Raw genomic sequence first — 17,934 nt, forward strand, 5'->3', positions numbered from 1 at the left:
CGCGTTTCCCTCCTTCTCGGCCGCCGGGCCGCCCGAACGTTTATAATCTTCTGCTTTGCGGCATTCCACCGCCCATTCCCCCGACGCTGCTTCCGCTATCGTGAAAGTCTTCCGCGGCCTGCCCAACGCCGAGAGCCGCGCGCCGTGCGCGCTGACGATCGGCAACTTCGATGGTGTCCATCGCGGCCACCAGGCCCTGCTCGCGCGCGTGCGCGCGGCAGCGGACGCGCGCGGCCTGCCCGTGTGCGTGATGACGTTCGAGCCGCACCCGCGCGAATTCTTCAATCCGGCCGGCGCGCCGCCCCGCATCGCGATGCTGCGCGACAAGCTCGAAGCGCTGCGCGAGCACGGGGTCGACCGCGTCGTCGTCGAGCACTTCAACCACACGTTCGCGAGCCAGTCGCCGCAGGCGTTCGTCGAACGCACGCTGGTCGGCGGGCTGCACACGCGCTGGATGATGGTCGGCGACGATTTCTGCTACGGCGCGAAGCGCGCGGGCACCTTCGACACGCTGAAGGCGGCCGGCGAACAGTACGGTTTCGAAGTCGAGCAGATGGGCACGGTCTCCGGCAGCGACGGCACGCGCATCTCCAGCTCCGGCGTGCGCGCCGCGCTCGCCGCGGGCGATCTCGACGCGGCCGCGCAGGCGCTCGGCCACGGCTACGCGATCAGCGGCCACGTCGCACACGGGCTGAAGCTCGGCCGCGACCTCGGCTTCCCGACCCTGAACCTGCCGATCGCGCACAAGCGGCCGGCGCTCGCGGGCATCTTCGTCGTGCAGGTGCACGGCCTGGGCCCCGCCCCGCTGCCGGGCGTCGCGAGCCTCGGGCTGCGCCCGACCGTCGACGATTCCGGCCGCGTGCTGCTCGAAGTCCACCTGCTCGACTGGCACGGCGATGCGTACGGCAAGCTGATCCGCGTCGAATTCCTGAAGAAGCTGCGCGACGAGGCGAAGTTCGACGATCTCGAGGCGCTGTCGCGCGCGATCGCCCTGGACGTCGCGAATGCACGCGCGTACTTCGTCGAGCGCGCCCGCGCGCCGGGCAGCCGCGCGACCGGCTTCTCGACGTCGGCGACCGACCGAATTAGCTGATCCGGCCGGCGGCGCCATGCGCCGCGCCCTCGCGCCGCCCACACGCGCGCATCCCCGATTCACGACGCACGAGCGTCCACCGATTTAGATAGCGATCCCATCATGAGCAACAAGAAAGCCGATTCGAAACCGCAGGCCAAATATCCGGTCAACCTGCTCGACACGCCGTTCCCGATGCGCGGCGACCTGCCCAAGCGCGAGCCGCAGTGGGTCAAGGAATGGGAAGAGCGCGGCATCTACGAAAAGATCCGCGCGGCCAGCAAGGGCCGCCCGAAGTTCATCCTGCACGACGGCCCGCCGTATGCGAACGGTGACATCCACCTCGGTCACGCGGTCAACAAGATCCTGAAGGACATCGTCGTCAAGTCGCGCAACATGGCCGGCTTCGATGCACCGTACGTGCCGGGCTGGGATTGCCACGGGATGCCGATCGAGATCCAGATCGAGAAGCAGTTCGGCAAGTCGCTGCCGGCGGCCGAAGTGATGAGCAAGGCGCGCGCGTATGCGACCGAGCAGATCGAGAAGCAGAAGGTCGGCTTCAAGCGCCTCGGCGTGCTCGGCGACTGGGCGAATCCGTACAAGACGATGAACTTCGTGAACGAGGCGGAAGAGATCCGCGCGCTCGGCAAGATCATCGAGAAGGGCTACGTGTACCGCGGGCTGAAGCCGGTGAACTGGTGCTTCGACTGCGGCTCGGCGCTCGCCGAGGCGGAAGTCGAGTACAAGGACCGCACCGACCCGACGATCGACGTGATGTTCGCGTTCGCCGAGCCGGAAAAGACCGCGCAGGCGTTCGGCCTGCCGGCGCTGCCGCGCGCCGAGGGCGGCATCGTGATCTGGACCACCACGCCGTGGACGATCCCGGCCAACCAGGCGCTGAACCTCCATCCGGAAATCGTCTACGCGCTGGTCGACACCGAGCGCGGGCTGCTGATCATCGCGGAAGAACGTGTCGCCGCGTGCATGGCCGACTTCAAGCTGACCGGCCGCGTCGTCGCGACCGCGCCCGGCGTGAAGCTCGCGAACCTGCGCTTCCACCACCCGCTCGCGTCGGCCCACCCCGGCTACAAGCGCACCACGCCCGTCTACCTCGGCGACTACGTGACGACCGACACGGGTACCGGCGTCGTGCACTCGTCGCCCGCCTACGGTATCGAAGACTTCATGTCGTGCAAGGCGCACGGGATGACCGATTCGGACTTCATCAACCCGGTGATGGGCGACGGCCGCTACATCGAATCGCTGCCGCTGTTCGGCGGCCTGTCGATCTGGGACGCGAACCCGAAGATCGTCGACGCGCTGAACGCGGCCGGCTCGCTGCTGCGCAGCGAGAAGTACACGCACAGCTACATGCACTGCTGGCGCCACAAGACGCCGATCATCTACCGCGCGACGTCGCAATGGTTCGCCGGCATGGACGTGACGCCGCGCGACGACGGCAAGACGCTGCGCGAAGCGGCGCTCGAAGGCGTCGAGGCAACCGCGTTCTACCCGTCGTGGGGCAAGCAGCGCCTGTTCAGCATGATCGCGAACCGTCCCGACTGGACGCTGTCGCGTCAGCGCCAGTGGGGCGTGCCGATGGCGTTCTTCGTGCACAAGGAAACCGGCGAGCTGCACCCGCGCACGCTCGAGCTGCTCGAGGAAGTCGCGAAGCGCGTCGAGCAGTCGGGCATCGAGGCGTGGCAGTCGCTCGATCCGCGCGAGCTGATCGGCGACGACGCAAATATGTACGAAAAGAACCGCGACACGCTCGACGTGTGGTTCGACTCGGGCACGACGCACTGGCACGTGCTGCGCGGCTCGCACAAGGATCAACTGCAGTTCCCGGCGGATCTATACCTCGAAGGCTCGGACCAGCACCGCGGCTGGTTCCACTCGTCGCTGCTGACCGCGTCGATGATCGACGGCCGCGCGCCGTACAAGGGCCTGCTCACGCACGGCTTCACGGTCGACGGCGAAGGCCGCAAGATGAGCAAGTCGCTCGGCAACGGTGTCGACCCGCATGAAGTCGCGAACCGCCTCGGCGCGGAAATCATCCGCCTGTGGATCGCGTCGACCGACTATTCGGGCGAGCTCGCGATCTCCGAGGAAATCCTCAAGCGTGTGACGGAAGGCTATCGCCGCATCCGCAACACGCTGCGCTTCCTGCTCGCGAACCTGTCGGACTTCGACTTCGCGCAGCACGCGGTGCCGGTCGACGAATGGCTCGAGATCGACCGTTATGCGGTCGCGTTCTCCGCGCAACTGCAGACGGAATTGCTCGGCCACTACGAGAAGTACGAGTTCCACCCGGTCGTCGCGAAGCTGCAAACATACTGCTCGGAAGATCTCGGCGGCTTCTACCTCGACGTGCTGAAGGACCGCCTGTACACCAGCGCGGCCGATTCGCGCGCGCGCCGCTCCGCGCAGACCGCGCTGTACCACCTGACGCACGGGCTGCTGCGCGTGCTCGCACCGTTCCTGTCGTTCACCGCGGAAGAAGCGTGGAAGGTGTTCCAGCCGGCCAGCGACACCGTGTTCACGGAAACGTACTACGCGTATCCGGAAGTGGCCGGCTCGACCGCGCTGATCGAGAAGTGGGCGCTGCTGCGCGACGTACGCGGCAACGTGACGAAGGCGCTCGAGGAAGCACGCACCGCGAACCGCATCGGTTCGTCGCTGCAGGCCGAAGTGGCCGTGCATGCGAGCGGCGCGCGCTACGATGCGCTCACGAGCCTCGGCGACGATCTGAAGTTCGTGCTGATCACGTCGGCGGCGACGGTCGTGAAGGTCGACGACGAGGCGCAGGAAAGCGTCGACGTCGCGGCGTCGAAGTACCAGAAGTGCGAACGCTGCTGGCACTACCGCGAGGACGTCGGCGCGCACGCCGACCACCCGACGCTGTGCGGACGCTGCTTCTCGAATCTGTTTGAAAACGGCGAAATCCGGAGCGCGGCTTAACCATGGCAAAAACCCTGTCGAAACCGGCCAGCGGCGCGCTCGCGCCCTGGCTCGGCATTTCGCTGATCGTGATCCTGTTCGACCAGCTGTCGAAAATCGCGATCCTGAAAACGTTCGCGTACGGCGCGCAGCATGCGCTGACGTCGTTCTTCAGCCTCGTGCTGGTGTACAACCGCGGCGCCGCGTTCGGCTTCCTGTCGACCGCGAGCGGCTGGCAGCGCTGGGCGTTCACCGCGCTCGGCATCGGCGCGACGCTCGTGATCTGCTTCCTGCTGCGCCGCCATGGCCAGCAGCGGCTGTTCAGCCTGTCGCTCGCGCTGATCCTCGGCGGCGCGCTCGGCAACGTGATCGACCGGCTGGTCTACGGCCACGTGATCGACTTTCTCGATTTCCACGTCGGCGGCTGGCACTTCCCGGCGTTCAACCTCGCCGATTCCGCGATCACGATCGGCGCGGTGCTGCTGGTCTACGACGAACTGCGTCGGGTGCGCGGCTCGCGCTGAGCGCGCATACTCGGTGTCGACGGCCGGCTTCGCGCCGGCCGTTCCGTTTGACCCTTGGAGGCCTGAGTTGGCACACGCAGAACTCGCTGGAAAACACCTCGTTCTCGGCCTGACGGGCGGCATCGCCTGCTACAAGATCGCCGAGCTCACCCGGCTGCTGACGAAGGCAGGCGCGACCGTGCAGGTCGTGATGACCGAAGCCGCCGCGCAGTTCATCACGCCCGTGACGATGCAGGCGCTGTCCGGCCGGCCCGTCTATACGAGCCAGTGGGATGCGCGCGTCGACAACAACATGGCGCACATCGACCTGTCGCGCGAAGCCGACGCGATCGTGATCGCGCCCGCGTCGACGGATTTCCTCGCGAAGCTCGCGCACGGATTCGCGGACGACCTGCTGTCGACGCTGTGCGTCGCGCGCGACTGTCCGCTGCTCGTCGTGCCCGCGATGAACCGCCAGATGTGGCAGAACCCGGCCACGCAACGCAATGCCGCGCAACTGCGCGCCGACGGCGTGTCGGTGCTCGGCCCCGATTCGGGCGCGCAGGCCTGCGGCGAAGTCGGCGACGGCCGCATGCTCGAGCCCGAGGCGATCTATGAAGCGATCGTCGCGCACTTCGCACCGAAGGTGCTCGCGCACCGTCGCGTGCTGATCACGGCCGGCCCGACGTTCGAGCCGCTCGACCCGGTGCGCGGCCTCACGAACCGCTCGAGCGGCAAGATGGGCTTCGCGCTCGCGCGCGCCGCGCAGCAGGCCGGCGCCGACGTGCATCTCGTCGCGGGGCCGGTCGCGCTCGACACGCCGTGGGGCGTGACGCGCCAGGACGTGCAGACCGCGCAGCAGATGTACGACGCGGTCATGCATGCGGTAACCGACGCGGACATCTTCATCGCGGTGGCCGCGGTCGCCGACTGGCGCGTCGACCAGCCGGCCGAGCACAAGATGAAGAAGACGGCCGATCGCAAGATGCCGGCGCTCGCGTTCGTCGAGAACCCCGACATCCTCGCGTCGGTCGCGGCGCTGCCCGATCCGCCGTTCTGCGTCGGTTTCGCCGCCGAAAGCGGCGACCTCGACGTGCATGGCGACGAAAAGCGCAAGCGCAAGAACGTGCCGCTGCTGGTCGGCAACCTCGGCCCGCTGACGTTCGGCCGCGACGACAACGAAGTCGTATTGTTCGAGGCAGCGGGGCTCACGCGCCTGCCGCGCGCGCCGAAGGACGAGCTCGCGCACGCGCTCGTCGCCGAAATCGCGAAGCGCCTGCCCGACAATCACCTGATCTGATCCATTGCTTGGCGGCACGCGCCGCCGCGCCCTTCCCGACCGATTCGACGACCGCATGAAACTCGACCTGAAGATTCTCGACGCGCGCATGCGCGACTACATGCCCGCCTACGCCACCACCGGCAGCGCGGGCCTCGACCTGCGCGCGTGCCTCGACGCACCCGTCACGCTGCAGCCGGGCGAAACGACGCTGGTGCCGACGGGCCTCGCGATTCATCTCGCGGATCCCGGCTATGCGGCGCTGATCCTGCCGCGCTCGGGCCTCGGCCACAAGCACGGGATCGTGCTCGGCAACCTCGTCGGCCTGATCGATTCCGACTACCAGGGCCAGCTGATGGTGTCGACGTGGAACCGCGGCCAGACCGAATTCGTGCTGAACCCGTTCGAGCGGCTCGCGCAGCTCGTGATCGTGCCGGTCGTGCAGGCGCAGTTCAACATCGTCGACGAGTTCGCGCAAAGCGATCGCGGCGAAGGCGGCTTCGGCAGCACCGGCCGTCACTGAACGGCGCGATGCGAAACGGGGGCCTCGCGGCCCCCTTTGCTTTTTCCGTTTCCATTCACCGATCGGCCGTCCGCGCGAGCCGCGCGGGTGCGAGCTGGCGGCCGCGCATCACCGTCGCCGCGCAGGCCATCGCCCGCGACGTACGCTCACGCGTCAACGCGCGTGCTGGTGCCGATAGTGGATGGCGTACGCGAGCGTCAGCAGCACGACGAACACGACGCCGACCACCATCGTCATCCGGAATTCGCGCGTGAACGCGGTCGTGAGCAGGACCGCGCCCACGAGCCCCGCACCGAGCAGGCTGCCGAACGGGTGGCCCCACATCCGGAATGCGAGCGCCGGGCCGCGATACCGCGCGCGAAAGCGCAGGTGCGTGACGAAGATCATCAGCCACGTGAACAGCGCGCCGAACATCGCGATCGCCATCATCACGGTAAACGCGGTGTCGGGCGACAGCGCGACCAGCACGGCCGCGACCGCGACGCCGCTGGTCGAGATCCACAGCGCCGCACGCGGCACGCCGTTGTTGCCGAGCCGGCCGAACACCGCCGGCGCGAGCCGCGCACGCGACAGGCTGAACATCATCCGCGTCGTCACGTAGAGCTGGCTGTTCATCGCCGACAGCGCCGCGATCAGCAGCACGAAGTTGATCACGCCGGCCGCATACGGCACGTGCGTGGCGGCCATCACCTTCACGAACGGGCTTTCGTCGGTGCCGGCCTGCGTCCAGGGCACGATCGCGAGCATCAGCGACAGCGTCAGCAGGTAGAACAGCACGAGCCGGAACACCGTCGAACGGAACGCACGCGTGACCGCATGCTGCGGATCGCGCGCCTCGCCGGCCGCGATCGCGACCGCCTCGATGCTCATGTAGCTGAAGATCGCGACGATCACCGCGACCCAGGTGCCCCACGGCCCTTTCGGCATGAAGCCGCCGTGCGCGGTGTAGTTCGCGAAGCCGATGCCCGACGCCGCCGGCGCCGACCACACGAGATACGCGCCGAGCACGATGAACACGACGATCGCCGCGATCTTCAGCAACGAAAACGCGTATTCGACCGACCCGTACAGCGTGACGCTCGCGAGGTTCACCGCGATCAGCAGCGCGGAGAAGCCGATCACCCAGTACCAGCCGGGCACGGCCGGGAACCAGTACTTCATGAACACGGCGATCGCGCTGATCTCGGTGCCGATCGCGAACACCACCGCGAACCAGTACGCATAGCGCACGAGAAAGCCCGCGAGCGGGCCGACGTAGTGCTCGGCGTACGCGCCGAACGAACCGGCCGTCGGATGCGCGACCGTCATTTCCGCGAGCGCGCCCGTCAGCAGCAGCGCAATCAGTGCGCCAATCGCATACGAGACCAGCACGCTCGGGCCGGCGAGCCCGATCGCGAACCCGCTGCCGAGGAACAGCCCCGTGCCGATCGCGCCGCCGATCGCGATCATCGCCATCTGCCCCGACGTCAGCGCGTGGCGCAACCCTTGTTCGCGCGCGACGATGTTGTCGAACGACCGTTGTTGTTGTGTCACTGCGTTGCTACCCCCTGCCCCACCATTGCGCCACCGGCGCCAGATAAAACGAAACGGCGCGGAGAACTTCCCGCGCCGTTCGCATGAACAACGAATTATCGCTTACTCGACTTCGACCGTCTCTTCGTTCGGCTTGTGCGGCGGATTCGCCAGCTTGTCGAACGACAACTGAACCTTGTCGTTTTCGTCGACGTCGACCGTCACATGCCCGCCGTTGACGAGCTTGCCGAACAGCAGCTCATCGGCCAGCGCACGACGGATCGTGTCCTGGATCAGCCGCTGCATCGGCCGCGCGCCCATCAGCGGGTCGAAGCCGTGCTTCGCGAGATGCTTGCGCAACGCGTCTGTGAACAGCGCGTCGACCTTCTTCTCGTGCAGCTGCTCCTCGAGCTGGATCAGGAACTTGTCGACCACGCGCATGATGATTTCCTCATCGAGCGAGCGGAAGCTGATGATCGAATCCAGGCGGTTGCGGAACTCCGGCGTGAACAGACGCTTGATGTCGGTCATCTCGTCGCCCGTCTCGCGGCGCGTCGTGAAGCCGATCGTCGCCTTCTGCATCGACTCGGCGCCCGCGTTCGTCGTCATGATGATGATGACGTTGCGGAAATCCGCCTTGCGGCCGTTGTTGTCCGTCAGCGTGCCGTGGTCCATCACCTGCAGCAGCACGTTGAAGATGTCCGGATGCGCCTTCTCGATTTCGTCGAGCAACAGCACGCAATGCGGCTTCTTCGTGACGGCTTCGGTCAGCAGGCCGCCCTGGTCGAACCCGACGTAGCCCGGCGGCGCGCCGATCAGCCGGCTCACCGCGTGACGCTCCATGTATTCCGACATGTCGAAGCGGATCAACTCGATGCCGAGCGTGAACGCGAGCTGGCGCGCCACTTCGGTCTTGCCGACGCCCGTCGGGCCGGAGAACAGGAACGAGCCGATCGGCTTGTCCATCTTGCCGAGGCCCGCGCGCGCCATCTTGATCGATGCGGCGAGCGCATCGATCGCCGGATCCTGGCCGAACACGACGCTCTTCAGGTCGCGATCGAGCGTCTGCAGCTTGCTGCGATCGTCCTGCGACACGCTTTGCGCCGGCACGCGCGCGATCTTCGAGATTATTTCCTCGATCTCGCTCTTGCCGATCGTCTTCTTCTGCTTCGACTTCGGCAGGATGCGCTGCGCGGCGCCCGCTTCGTCGATCACGTCGATCGCCTTGTCCGGCAGGTGGCGGTCGGTGATGAAGCGTGCCGACAGTTCGGCCGCGGCCGACAGTGCGCCCGACGAATACTTGACGCCGTGATGCTCCTCGAAGCGCGACTTCAGCCCGCGCAGGATCGCGACCGTCTGCTCGACGGTCGGCTCCGTCACGTCGACCTTCTGGAAGCGCCGCGACAGCGCCGCATCCTTCTCGAAGATGCCGCGATACTCGGTGAACGTGGTCGCGCCGATGCACTTGAGCGTGCCCGACGACAGCGCCGGCTTCAGCAGGTTCGACGCGTCGAGCGTGCCGCCCGATGCGGCGCCCGCGCCGATCAGCGTATGGATCTCGTCGATGAACAGGATCGCGTGCGGACGCTCCTTCAGCTCCTTCAGCACCGTCTTCAGACGCTGCTCGAAGTCGCCGCGATACTTGGTGCCCGCGAGAAGCGCGCCCATGTCGAGCGAATACACCTGCGCGTTCGCGAGGATGTCCGGCACTTCGCCGCGCGTGATGCGATAAGCGAGCCCTTCCGCGATCGCGGTCTTGCCCACCCCCGCTTCGCCCACGAGCAGCGGATTGTTCTTGCGGCGGCGGCACAGCACCTGCACGACGCGCTCGACCTCCGGCTCGCGGCCGATCAGCGGATCGATGCGGCCGTCCTTCGCCATCTGGTTCAGGTTCTGCGTGAACTGCGCGAGCGGCGTTTCCTTCTGCGCGTTCGCGTCTTCGCTTTCCGCGTTCGCGTCGGTCGACTTTGCGGCTTCGCCGCCGTTCGTCTTCGCGATGCCGTGCGAAATGAAGTTCACGACGTCCAGGCGCGTGACGCCCTGCTGCTGCAGGTAGTAGACGGCGTGCGAATCCTTCTCGCCGAAGATCGCGACCAGCACGTTCGCGCCGGTGACTTCCTTCTTGCCGTTCGACGTCGACTGGACGTGCATGATCGCGCGCTGGATCACGCGCTGGAAACCGAGCGTCGGCTGGGTATCGACATCGTCGGTACCCGGGACGGTCGGTGTGTTGTCGTGGATGAAATTGCGCAGGTTCTGACGCAAGTCCTCGATGTTGGCCGCACACGCGCGCAACACCTCGGCTGCCGTCGGATTATCCAGCAGGGCCAGCAGCAGATGCTCGACCGTAATGAACTCATGGCGCGCCTGGCGTGCTTCCATGAACGCCATGTGCAGGCTGACTTCCAATTCCTGGGCAATCATGCTTCCTCCATCACGCACTGCAGCGGATGCCCGGCCTGCCGCGCATGGGTAACGACTTGCTCAACCTTGGTCGACGCGATGTCCCGCGTATAGACCCCACATACCCCTCGCCCTTCACGATGGACCTTCAGCATGATCTGCGTGGCCGTCTCGCGATCCTTCTTGAAATACTCCTGTACGACCATCACGACGAACTCCATCGGCGTGAAGTCGTCGTTGAGCAGCACCACCTTGTACATCGAAGGCGGCTTGAGCTTCTGCTGCTTGCGTTCCAGGACGGTGCTGTCCTGCTTGTCCGGGATAATCGCCATACACCCATTCTAAACAACTCGGACAGGCCCGCAATCCTGCCATTACCCGACCGACCGGCCGGCGCCCTCCCTGGTTCCCGACGACATGCGATCGTCTTCGCACCATACGAAAGCCGGCTGCGGTGCCGGCTTTCACGCGTGGCGCGGAACACGAACCGTCAGGTGGAGACTGCACCGGACCGTCGCATCCGCATCCAGTATCCCACAAGCCGGGACGACTCGATCGCGTGTCACTCGAGCCTGGTATATGAGCCGATTATGCGACTTTTCAAGTCCGCGCGCTCGGCGGCATGCTGCGAAGCAAAGCCGGAAAAACCCTGAAAATGGGTTCTTTACAACGGCCCTCTAACTGTCTAAAAATTCCCCTTGACACTCAAATAAAGAGCGCCAACAATCAAGCTGGCACTCTTTTTCATTTGCCGGTTGGCGAAATGAAAGAGGCCGAAGGTGAGCTTGTGAGGGGGGAACGGCTGTATTTTCCGGTCGTTTAGCTTTTCGAGCGTGCTCGTGGTAAGTAGCAGCGACTGTGTGACAGGGGAAGTAGGAAAATGGCAACTGGTATCGTTAAGTGGTTCAACGACGCGAAGGGCTTCGGTTTCATCACCCCCGACGAGGGCGGTGAGGATCTGTTTGCGCACTTCTCGGCCATCAACATGCAGGGCTTCAAGACCCTGAAGGAAGGCCAGAAGGTGAGCTTCGAGGTCGTTCAAGGGCCGAAGGGCAAGCAAGCGTCGAACATCCAGGCCGCGTAAGGCACCGGATATTGGACGAAGAAACCCGGCATTGCGCCGGGTTTCTTTTTTTCAGGCCGGCCATTCGTTAATTCGATTGGCCGGCCTTTACGTTCAATCCCGATTATTGAACACGTATTGTCTTGTCGCACACGCAGATCGAATGCCGTCATACGTGTGAAACATAATCGATCTCGTTACACGACCTTCAGCGTGCCCATCATGCCGAGATCCTCGTGTTCGAGAATATGGCAGTGGAACATGCGCTCGCCGGGCATGTCTTGCGTAACGAGAATCGTCACGGTCTCGCCGCTGCGCACGTTCACGGTGTCGCGCCACGCGCGGAACGGTTCGCTCGTGCGCGTGCCGTCCGATGCACGCTCGATCACCTGGAATTGCGTGCCGTGCAAATGGAACGGGTGATCCATGTCGGTCGCATTGCGGATCGTCCAGCGCTCGACGTCGCCGCGGCGGCTCGTCAACGTCGCGCGATGCGGCGCATAGGTCGCGCCGTTGATCGTGAAGCGCATCCCGGCCGGACGGCCATGCATCGGGCCGTTCATCATCGCATCCATGTCCATCTCTTCGCCGAACGCGACTTCCTTGTGCGCAACCGGCTCGCCGAGCGCCGGCACCGTGCGCAGCGTCGCCGGCAGCGTACGAGGGGCGGCCGGTGCGAACGCGACGTCGGCCAGCGGCAGCGCCGGATCGGGTGGCAGGCTGCCGTGGCCGTCGTCGTGCGACATCGCCATCTTGCGGCGGTCGTATTCCGCCGCCTGCAGCACCGCGCGTGATGCGCGGTCGCCGGCGCGCACCAGCAGTTCAGCCCGCTCGCCCGGTGCGAGCAGCAGCGACGTCACGCGGCGCGGCGCATCGAACAGCCCGCCGTCCGTGCCGGCATGCTCGAACGCGCGGCCGTCGTCGAACGCCACGCGCAGGTAGCGTGCGCTGCACGCGTTCCACACGCGCCAGCGCTCGTCGCTCGCAACGTCGATCCGCGGCCGGCGCGCACCGTTGACCAGCACGAACTGGCCTTCTCGGCCGTTCATCCAGTCCATCATGTCGTTCGGCGCAATGGTGCCGTCGCGCGCAAGCTTCAGGTCGGACACGAACAGGTTGCGCTCGGGCCAGCCGGCGAGCGGGTCGTCGGCGGCACGCACGACGAACGGCCCGGCCAGCCCGCGGAACACCTGCTCGGCGGTCATCATGTGCGGATGCGGGTGATACCAGTAGGTGCCGGCACTTCCCTTCGGCAGCGTGAAGCGGTACACGTGCGACGCACCCGGCGCGACCGGGTCGGACGGGTTGCCGTCCTGGTCGGGCGGCACCGGCAGGCCGTGCCAGTGGATCGTCGACGGTTGCGGCAGCTTGTTCACGAAGCGGATTTCGACCGTATCGCCCTCGCGTACGTCGATCAGCGGGCCGACCACCGGCCCCTGCGTGCCCGCGCCGAACTGCCAGAACGTCGTCGGACGCGCGCCGTGCAGCAGCGGACGCGCGACCGGCTGTGCGACCAGCGTCGCGCGGAACGTGCCGGGCTCGCGACTTTCGTTCGCGAGCGTGCGCAGCGACGCGAGCGGCGCGCCGGCCGGCAGCGCATCGGCCGCCGCGAGCGCGGCCGGCGCCGGCTTCGCGTGCTGGGTGTGGCCCGTCATTCCTGACATGCCGGGCATGTCGTCCATCTGATCCATGCCGGCCATGCCCGCGTGTGCGGCATGCTGCGCCCACGCGGTGCGCGCAAACAGCGATGCGGCCGCCACGCCGATGGCATGCGACAGGAAGGTTCTCCGTATCATCAATCGTTCCTCGTTATTCGTGCTGCGTCGTGCTGCGTCGTGCTGCCGTCGCGACACCCGCGCCGGCCGGTGCGCAAAGCGCCCATGCGCGACGCGAAACCTGAAGCCCGCGTCATCATAACCGCGGGTCGCGGCCGAAGCACCGCGGCACCGCGCGAGCGGCGATACGCCGCAGTGCGCGGTTGGGCCTGACGCCCCCGGGGCGCCGTTCGCGCTGCGTTTTCGATCATCGGTCGACGCCGCTACGCCCCCACTGCATTCGTGCCAGCTGCCCGGTCGATCGCACACGCTGCCCGCGTTCGCCCCGCCCCATCGCGCGCAGTTCGCCCCACCCGTTCATCCCGCCAGCGTCACACCGTCCGCCATCGATGCACGGACCCCCTCGATTTTTCACGATGTGGAACAAGTCACTGCGTTATAAAAATTCGTGGTGCACGGCACAAATTCGCTGTTTCGCGATGCCAAAAATCGTTCCGCAATACAAAACAGGCAAAATAAATGGCTGTTTTTAAAAAGGAATTTTTGTTTCGAGAAAGCGTTCTACGCGCACCATCGGTCGCGGCCACGGACGTAGACTGGGTTCCATGCACCGACGCTTCGCCACGACGGTCGATACGAAACCCAACCGGCGAGCGGCACCACAGAATCGCTTGTAATCAGAAAGGGAGAACGGAAATGAAGGGATTTCGCTTTGGTTCAGCGCTCGGGTCGTTCTACATCCTGCCGGGTAACGGCGGCTGGGAAGCGACGTTCGGCAACGCTCTGCTCGGCGCGTTCTCGTGCCCGGAAGTAGCCGCCGACCACATCTCCCGCGGCGACTGCGAGCAACCGACCGAACTCGATACGGCCACGCTCGAAGTGCCGCCCGAAATCAGCGAATGGGAAATCGTGCACGTCTGAATGGCACGCCTGCAACGAAAAACGCCCCGGGCGACCGGGGCGTTTTTATTGTCGGCGAAGCGGCGAGCCGTGAAGCCCGCCGCCGTTGCCGTCACGCGCGCGGGGGCGCGGCCGGCGTCAGGCGACTGCGTCGACGATGGCGTTCAGCGTTGCGCTCGGGCGCATCGCCTGGCTCGTCAGCTCGACGTTCGGACGGTAGTAGCCGCCGATCGCCTGCGCGGTGCCCTGCGCGGCCGACAGTTCTTCCAGGATGCGCGCTTCGCTGTCGGCCAGCGACTTCGCGACGCCTTCGAACTGCGCCTTCAGCGCGGCATCGTCGGTCTGCTCGGCCAGCGCCTGCGCCCAGTACAGGCACAGGTAGAAATGGCTGCCGCGGTTGTCGAGGCCGCCGACCTTGCGTGCGGGCGACTTGTTCTCGTCCAGGAACTTGCCGGTCGCCTGGTCGAGCGTCTTCGCGAGCACGAGCGCCTTCGGGTTCTGGTAAGCGTGGCCGAGGTGTTCGAGCGACGCGGCCAGCGCGAGGAATTCGCCCAGCGAATCCCAGCGCAGGAAGCCTTCCTCGACGAACTGCTGCACGTGCTTCGGTGCCGAGCCGCCCGCGCCCGTTTCGAACATCCCGCCGCCGGCCATCAGCGGCACGATCGACAGCATCTTCGCGCTGGTGCCGAGTTCCATGATCGGGAACAGGTCGGTCAGGTAGTCGCGCAGCACGTTGCCCGTGACCGAGATCGTGTCCTTGCCCGCGCGGATGCGCTCGAGCGAGAAACGCGTCGCATCGACCGGCGTCATGATGCGGATGTCGAGGCCGTTCGTGTCGTGATCCTTCAGGTAACGTTCGACCTTCGCGATGATCTGCGCGTCGTGCGCACGGGCCGGATCGAGCCAGAACACGGCCGGCGCGCCGGTCGCGCGGGCGCGGTTCACCGCCAGCTTGACCCAGTCCTGCACCGGTGCGTCCTTCGTCTGGCACATGCGCCAGATGTCGCCCGACTCGACCGCGTGCTCGAGCAGCACGTTGCCGGCGTCGTCCGTGACGCGCACGACGCCATCGGCCGGGATCAGGAACGTCTTGTCGTGCGAACCGTATTCCTCGGCCGCCTGCGCCATCAGGCCGACGTTCGGCACGCTACCCATCGTGACCGGGTCGAATGCGCCGTGCTGCTTGCAATCTTCAATGACGGCCTGGTAGACGCCCGCGTAGCAGCGGTCCGGAATCACGGCCTTCGCGTCGGACAGTTCGCCGTCCGGGCCCCACATGCCGCCCGAGTCGCGGATCATCGCCGGCATCGATGCGTCGACGATCACGTCGCTCGGCACGTGCAGGTTCGTGATGCCCTTGTCCGAGTTGACCATCGCGAGACGCGGGCGCACCGCGTACTCGGCCTTGACGTCGGCTTCGATCGCTTCGCGCGTGTCGGCCGGCAGGTCCTTCAGGCGCGCGTACAGGTCGCCGATCCCGTTGTTCGGGTTGAAGCCGAGTTTCGCGAGCACGTCCGCGTGCTTGGTGAGCGCGTCGCTGTAGAACACCGACACGAAGTGACCGAACAGGATCGGGTCCGAGACCTTCATCATGGTCGCCTTCAGGTGCACCGAGAACAGCACGTCCTGCGCCTTCGCGTCGGCGATCTGCGCTTCGATGAAGCTGCGCAGCGCCTTGCGGCTCATCACCGATGCGTCGATGATTTCATCGGCCTTCACCGCCGTCTTTTCCTTCAGCACCTTCTTCACGCCGTCGGTCGTCGTGAGTTCGATCTTCACGCTGCCGGCCGCGGCGATCAGCGCCGACTTTTCGCTGCCGTAGAAGTCGCCTTCGCTCATGTGCGCGACGTGCGCCTTCGACGTGGCCTTCCATGCGCCCATCTTGTGCGGGTGCTTGCGGGCGTAGTTCTTCACCGACAGCGGCGCGCGGCGATCCGAGTTGCCCTCGCGCAGCACCGGGTTCACCGCGCTGCCCTTGATCTTGTCGTAGCGGGCCTTGACCGCCTTTTCTTCGTCGGTCGACGGGTCTTCCGGATACGCCGGCAGCTTGTAGCCCTGCGCCTGCAGTTCGGCGATCGCGGCCTTGAGCTGCGGCACCGACGCGCTGATGTTCGGCAGCTTGATGATGTTCGCTTCCGGCTTCAGCGTGAGCTGGCCCAGTTCGGCCAGATCGTCGGAACCCTTCTGCTCCGGCGGCAGGACGTCGGCGAATGCCGCGATGATGCGGCCGGCGAGCGAGATGTCGCGCGTTTCGACGGCGACGCCGGACGAGCGCGTGAAGGCCTTGACGATCGGCAGCAGCGAATAGGTCGCGAGCGCGGGCGCTTCGTCGGTGAGGGTGTAGATGATCTTGGGCGAAGTGGACATGGTGGTCAAAGCGTTGCTACGTGAATGTTGGACTGAGGAGCGCCGGCGATAACCGGCGGTGAGCGACCGGGTGGGTCGCGAAAGGGGCGCGCCGGCTCAGCCGGGCGGTGGTGTTGCGAGGGCCGTCATGTTCTACCTTGCAGGGCATGCGGGCCGCAGCGCGGCGCCGCGGCCCGCACGCCGGACCGCCCTGCCAACAAACCTGCCATCCACGAAACGCCCCGGCGCCGGCAGTAGGCGCCGGGGCGGCCGGCGATCCGCCGGCCCACCCCGGAAGGGGTCTTACATGTTCTCGATCAGCACTTCGCCGAAGCCGGAGCACGACACCTGCGTCGCGCCTTCCATCAGGCGCGCGAAGTCGTACGTGACGCGCTTCTGCAGGATCGACTTTTCCATCGCGGCGATGATCGTGTCGGCCGCTTCCGTCCAGCCGAGGTGGCGCAGCATCATTTCCGCCGACAGGATCTCGGAACCGGGGTTCACGTAATCCTTGCCCGCGTACTTCGGCGCCGTGCCGTGCGTCGCCTCGAACATCGCGACCGAATCCGACAGGTTCGCGCCCGGCGCGATCCCGATGCCGCCGACCTGCGCGGCCAGTGCGTCGGAGATGTAGTCGCCGTTCAGGTTCAGCGTCGCGATCACGTCGTATTCGGCCGGACGCAGCAGGATCTGCTGCAGGAATGCATCGGCGATCGAATCCTTGATGACGATCTCGTTGCCCGTCTTCGGGTTCTTCACGCGCATCCACGGGCCGCCGTCGATCAGCTCGCCGCCGAATTCCTTCTGCGCGAGCGCGTAGCCGGCGTCACGGAACAGGCCTTCCGTGAACTTCATGATGTTGCCCTTGTGCACCAGCGTGACCGACTTGCGATCGTTGTCGATCGCATACTGGATCGCCTTGCGCACGAGACGCTCGGTGCCTTCGGTCGACACGGGCTTGACGCCGATCCCCGATGTTTCGGGGAAGCGGATCTTCTTCACGCCCATCTCGTCCTGCAGGAACTTGATCACCTTCTTCGCCTGCTCGGAGCCCGCGGCCCATTCGATGCCCGCGTAGATGTCTTCCGAGTTCTCGCGGAAGATCACCATGTCGATCTTTTGCGGCTCGCGCACCGGCGAGGGCACGCCCTTGAAATACTGGACCGGGCGCAGGCACACGTACAGGTCGAGTTCCTGGCGCAGCGCGACGTTCAGCGAACGGATGCCGCCGCCGACCGGGGTCGTGAGCGGCCCCTTGATCGACACCACGTATTCCTTCAGCACCTGCAGCGTTTCGTCCGGCAGCCACACGTCCGGACCGTACACCTTCGTCGCCTTCTCGCCCGCGAAGATCTCCATCCAGTGGATCTTGCGCTTGCCCTTGTAGGCATGGGCCACCGCCGCGTCGACGACCTTGATCATGACCGGCGTGATATCGAAGCCCGTACCGTCGCCTTCGATATAGGGAATGATCGGCTGATCGGATACGTTGAGCGAGTAGTCCTTGTTGACGGTGATCTTGTCACCGCCCTCCGGAACCTTGATGTGCTGATACGGCATGATCGACTCCAGTGACGTGGCTGAGCAGGTGATGCTGGTCGAAACTGCGCGCGTGGCG

13 protein-coding genes are annotated in these 17,934 nt (G+C 65.8%); 7 read left to right on the forward strand and 6 right to left on the reverse strand.

From position 1 onward, the window contains the following. Nucleotides 1-100: 100 nt before the first annotated feature. The 5 genes from SB771_RS05410 (at nt 101) to dut (ending at nt 6,317) form a co-directional block, all read left to right on the forward strand. On the forward strand, nt 101-1,093 hold the full coding sequence (locus tag SB771_RS05410) for a bifunctional riboflavin kinase/FAD synthetase (RefSeq protein WP_012364515.1): 993 nt from the start codon (nt 101-103) through the stop codon (nt 1,091-1,093). 102 nt (nt 1,094-1,195) lie between these two features. Beyond that, entirely contained in the window at nt 1,196-4,033 is a 2,838-nt protein-coding gene (gene ileS, locus SB771_RS05415; protein ID WP_175660292.1) for an isoleucine--tRNA ligase, read from the forward strand. A 2-nt stretch (nt 4,034-4,035) separates the two neighbouring features. Further along, nucleotides 4,036-4,536, forward strand: coding sequence for a signal peptidase II (lspA, locus tag SB771_RS05420; protein WP_011657716.1), 501 nt, complete (start codon nt 4,036-4,038; stop codon nt 4,534-4,536). A gap of 67 nt (nt 4,537-4,603) precedes the next feature. Then, nucleotides 4,604-5,815 (forward strand): bifunctional phosphopantothenoylcysteine decarboxylase/phosphopantothenate--cysteine ligase CoaBC, encoded by a 1,212-nt coding sequence (gene coaBC, locus SB771_RS05425; protein WP_165751894.1) that lies wholly within the window; start codon nt 4,604-4,606, stop codon nt 5,813-5,815. Between the two features lie 55 nt (nt 5,816-5,870). Then, entirely contained in the window at nt 5,871-6,317 is a 447-nt protein-coding gene (dut, locus tag SB771_RS05430; RefSeq protein ID WP_165751895.1) for a dUTP diphosphatase, read from the forward strand. Nucleotides 6,318-6,470: 153 nt separating this feature from the next. On the opposite strand, the gene SB771_RS05435 is transcribed toward dut, so the two are convergent. The 3 genes from SB771_RS05435 to clpS form a co-directional block, all read right to left on the reverse strand. Further along, a complete protein-coding gene (locus tag SB771_RS05435; protein WP_410721766.1) occupies nt 6,471-7,850 on the reverse strand; it encodes an amino acid permease in 1,380 nt (459 codons plus the stop codon). A 102-nt stretch (nt 7,851-7,952) separates the two neighbouring features. Continuing rightward, on the reverse strand, nt 7,953-10,253 hold the full coding sequence (gene clpA, locus SB771_RS05440; RefSeq protein ID WP_011657720.1) for an ATP-dependent Clp protease ATP-binding subunit ClpA: 2,301 nt from the start codon (nt 10,251-10,253) through the stop codon (nt 7,953-7,955). After that, nucleotides 10,250-10,564: an ATP-dependent Clp protease adapter ClpS gene (gene clpS, locus SB771_RS05445; RefSeq protein ID WP_006398529.1), complete on the reverse strand. Its 315-nt coding sequence runs from the start codon at nt 10,562-10,564 to the stop codon at nt 10,250-10,252. Before clpS ends, clpA begins: the two co-directional genes overlap by 4 nt. 548 nt (nt 10,565-11,112) lie before the next feature. Between clpS and SB771_RS05450 the strand changes: the two genes are divergently transcribed. Continuing rightward, a complete protein-coding gene (locus SB771_RS05450) occupies nt 11,113-11,316 on the forward strand; it encodes a cold-shock protein (RefSeq protein WP_004196460.1) in 204 nt (67 codons plus the stop codon). Between the two features lie 176 nt (nt 11,317-11,492). Here SB771_RS05450 and SB771_RS05455 read toward each other — a convergent pair whose 3' ends face one another. Further along, nucleotides 11,493-13,091 carry a multicopper oxidase family protein gene (locus tag SB771_RS05455; protein ID WP_175660293.1) on the reverse strand — a complete coding sequence of 533 codons (1,599 nt, stop codon included), beginning with the start codon at nt 13,089-13,091 and terminating at the stop codon, nt 11,493-11,495. A 675-nt stretch (nt 13,092-13,766) separates the two neighbouring features. Here SB771_RS05455 and SB771_RS05460 point away from each other — a divergent pair. After that, entirely contained in the window at nt 13,767-13,991 is a 225-nt protein-coding gene (locus tag SB771_RS05460) for a hypothetical protein (protein WP_011657722.1), read from the forward strand. Nucleotides 13,992-14,108: 117 nt separating this feature from the next. On the opposite strand, the gene SB771_RS05465 is transcribed toward SB771_RS05460, so the two are convergent. Together SB771_RS05465 and icd are read right to left on the reverse strand one after the other, a co-directional pair. Continuing rightward, nucleotides 14,109-16,337 carry an NADP-dependent isocitrate dehydrogenase gene (locus tag SB771_RS05465; RefSeq protein ID WP_175660294.1) on the reverse strand — a complete coding sequence of 743 codons (2,229 nt, stop codon included), beginning with the start codon at nt 16,335-16,337 and terminating at the stop codon, nt 14,109-14,111. 282 nt (nt 16,338-16,619) lie between these two features. Further along, the gene (gene icd / locus SB771_RS05470; RefSeq protein WP_006754594.1) at nt 16,620-17,876 is read right to left on the reverse strand and encodes an NADP-dependent isocitrate dehydrogenase; all 1,257 of its coding nucleotides are present in this window, start codon (nt 17,874-17,876) and stop codon (nt 16,620-16,622) included. Nucleotides 17,877-17,934 lie beyond the last annotated feature (58 nt).

Origin of the sequence: Burkholderia sp. SIMBA_051, from assembly GCF_046534915.1 — a bacterium.
In the GTDB taxonomy this organism is placed as follows: domain Bacteria; phylum Pseudomonadota; class Gammaproteobacteria; order Burkholderiales; family Burkholderiaceae; genus Burkholderia; species Burkholderia ambifaria.

Coding starts and splice junctions, on each gene's coding strand:
- ileS (WP_175660292.1), top strand. CDS start 1,196: ATGAGCAACAAGAAAGCCGATTCGAAACCGCAGGCCAAATATCCGGTC.
- lspA (WP_011657716.1), top strand. CDS start 4,036: ATGGCAAAAACCCTGTCGAAACCGGCCAGCGGCGCGCTCGCGCCCTGG.
- dut (WP_165751895.1), top strand. CDS start 5,871: ATGAAACTCGACCTGAAGATTCTCGACGCGCGCATGCGCGACTACATG.
- clpA (WP_011657720.1), bottom strand. CDS start 10,253: ATGATTGCCCAGGAATTGGAAGTCAGCCTGCACATGGCGTTCATGGAA.
- clpS (WP_006398529.1), bottom strand. CDS start 10,564: ATGGCGATTATCCCGGACAAGCAGGACAGCACCGTCCTGGAACGCAAG.
- SB771_RS05450 (WP_004196460.1), top strand. CDS start 11,113: ATGGCAACTGGTATCGTTAAGTGGTTCAACGACGCGAAGGGCTTCGGT.
- SB771_RS05455 (WP_175660293.1), bottom strand. CDS start 13,091: ATGATACGGAGAACCTTCCTGTCGCATGCCATCGGCGTGGCGGCCGCA.
- SB771_RS05460 (WP_011657722.1), top strand. CDS start 13,767: ATGAAGGGATTTCGCTTTGGTTCAGCGCTCGGGTCGTTCTACATCCTG.
- SB771_RS05465 (WP_175660294.1), bottom strand. CDS start 16,337: ATGTCCACTTCGCCCAAGATCATCTACACCCTCACCGACGAAGCGCCC.
- icd (WP_006754594.1), bottom strand. CDS start 17,876: ATGCCGTATCAGCACATCAAGGTTCCGGAGGGCGGTGACAAGATCACC.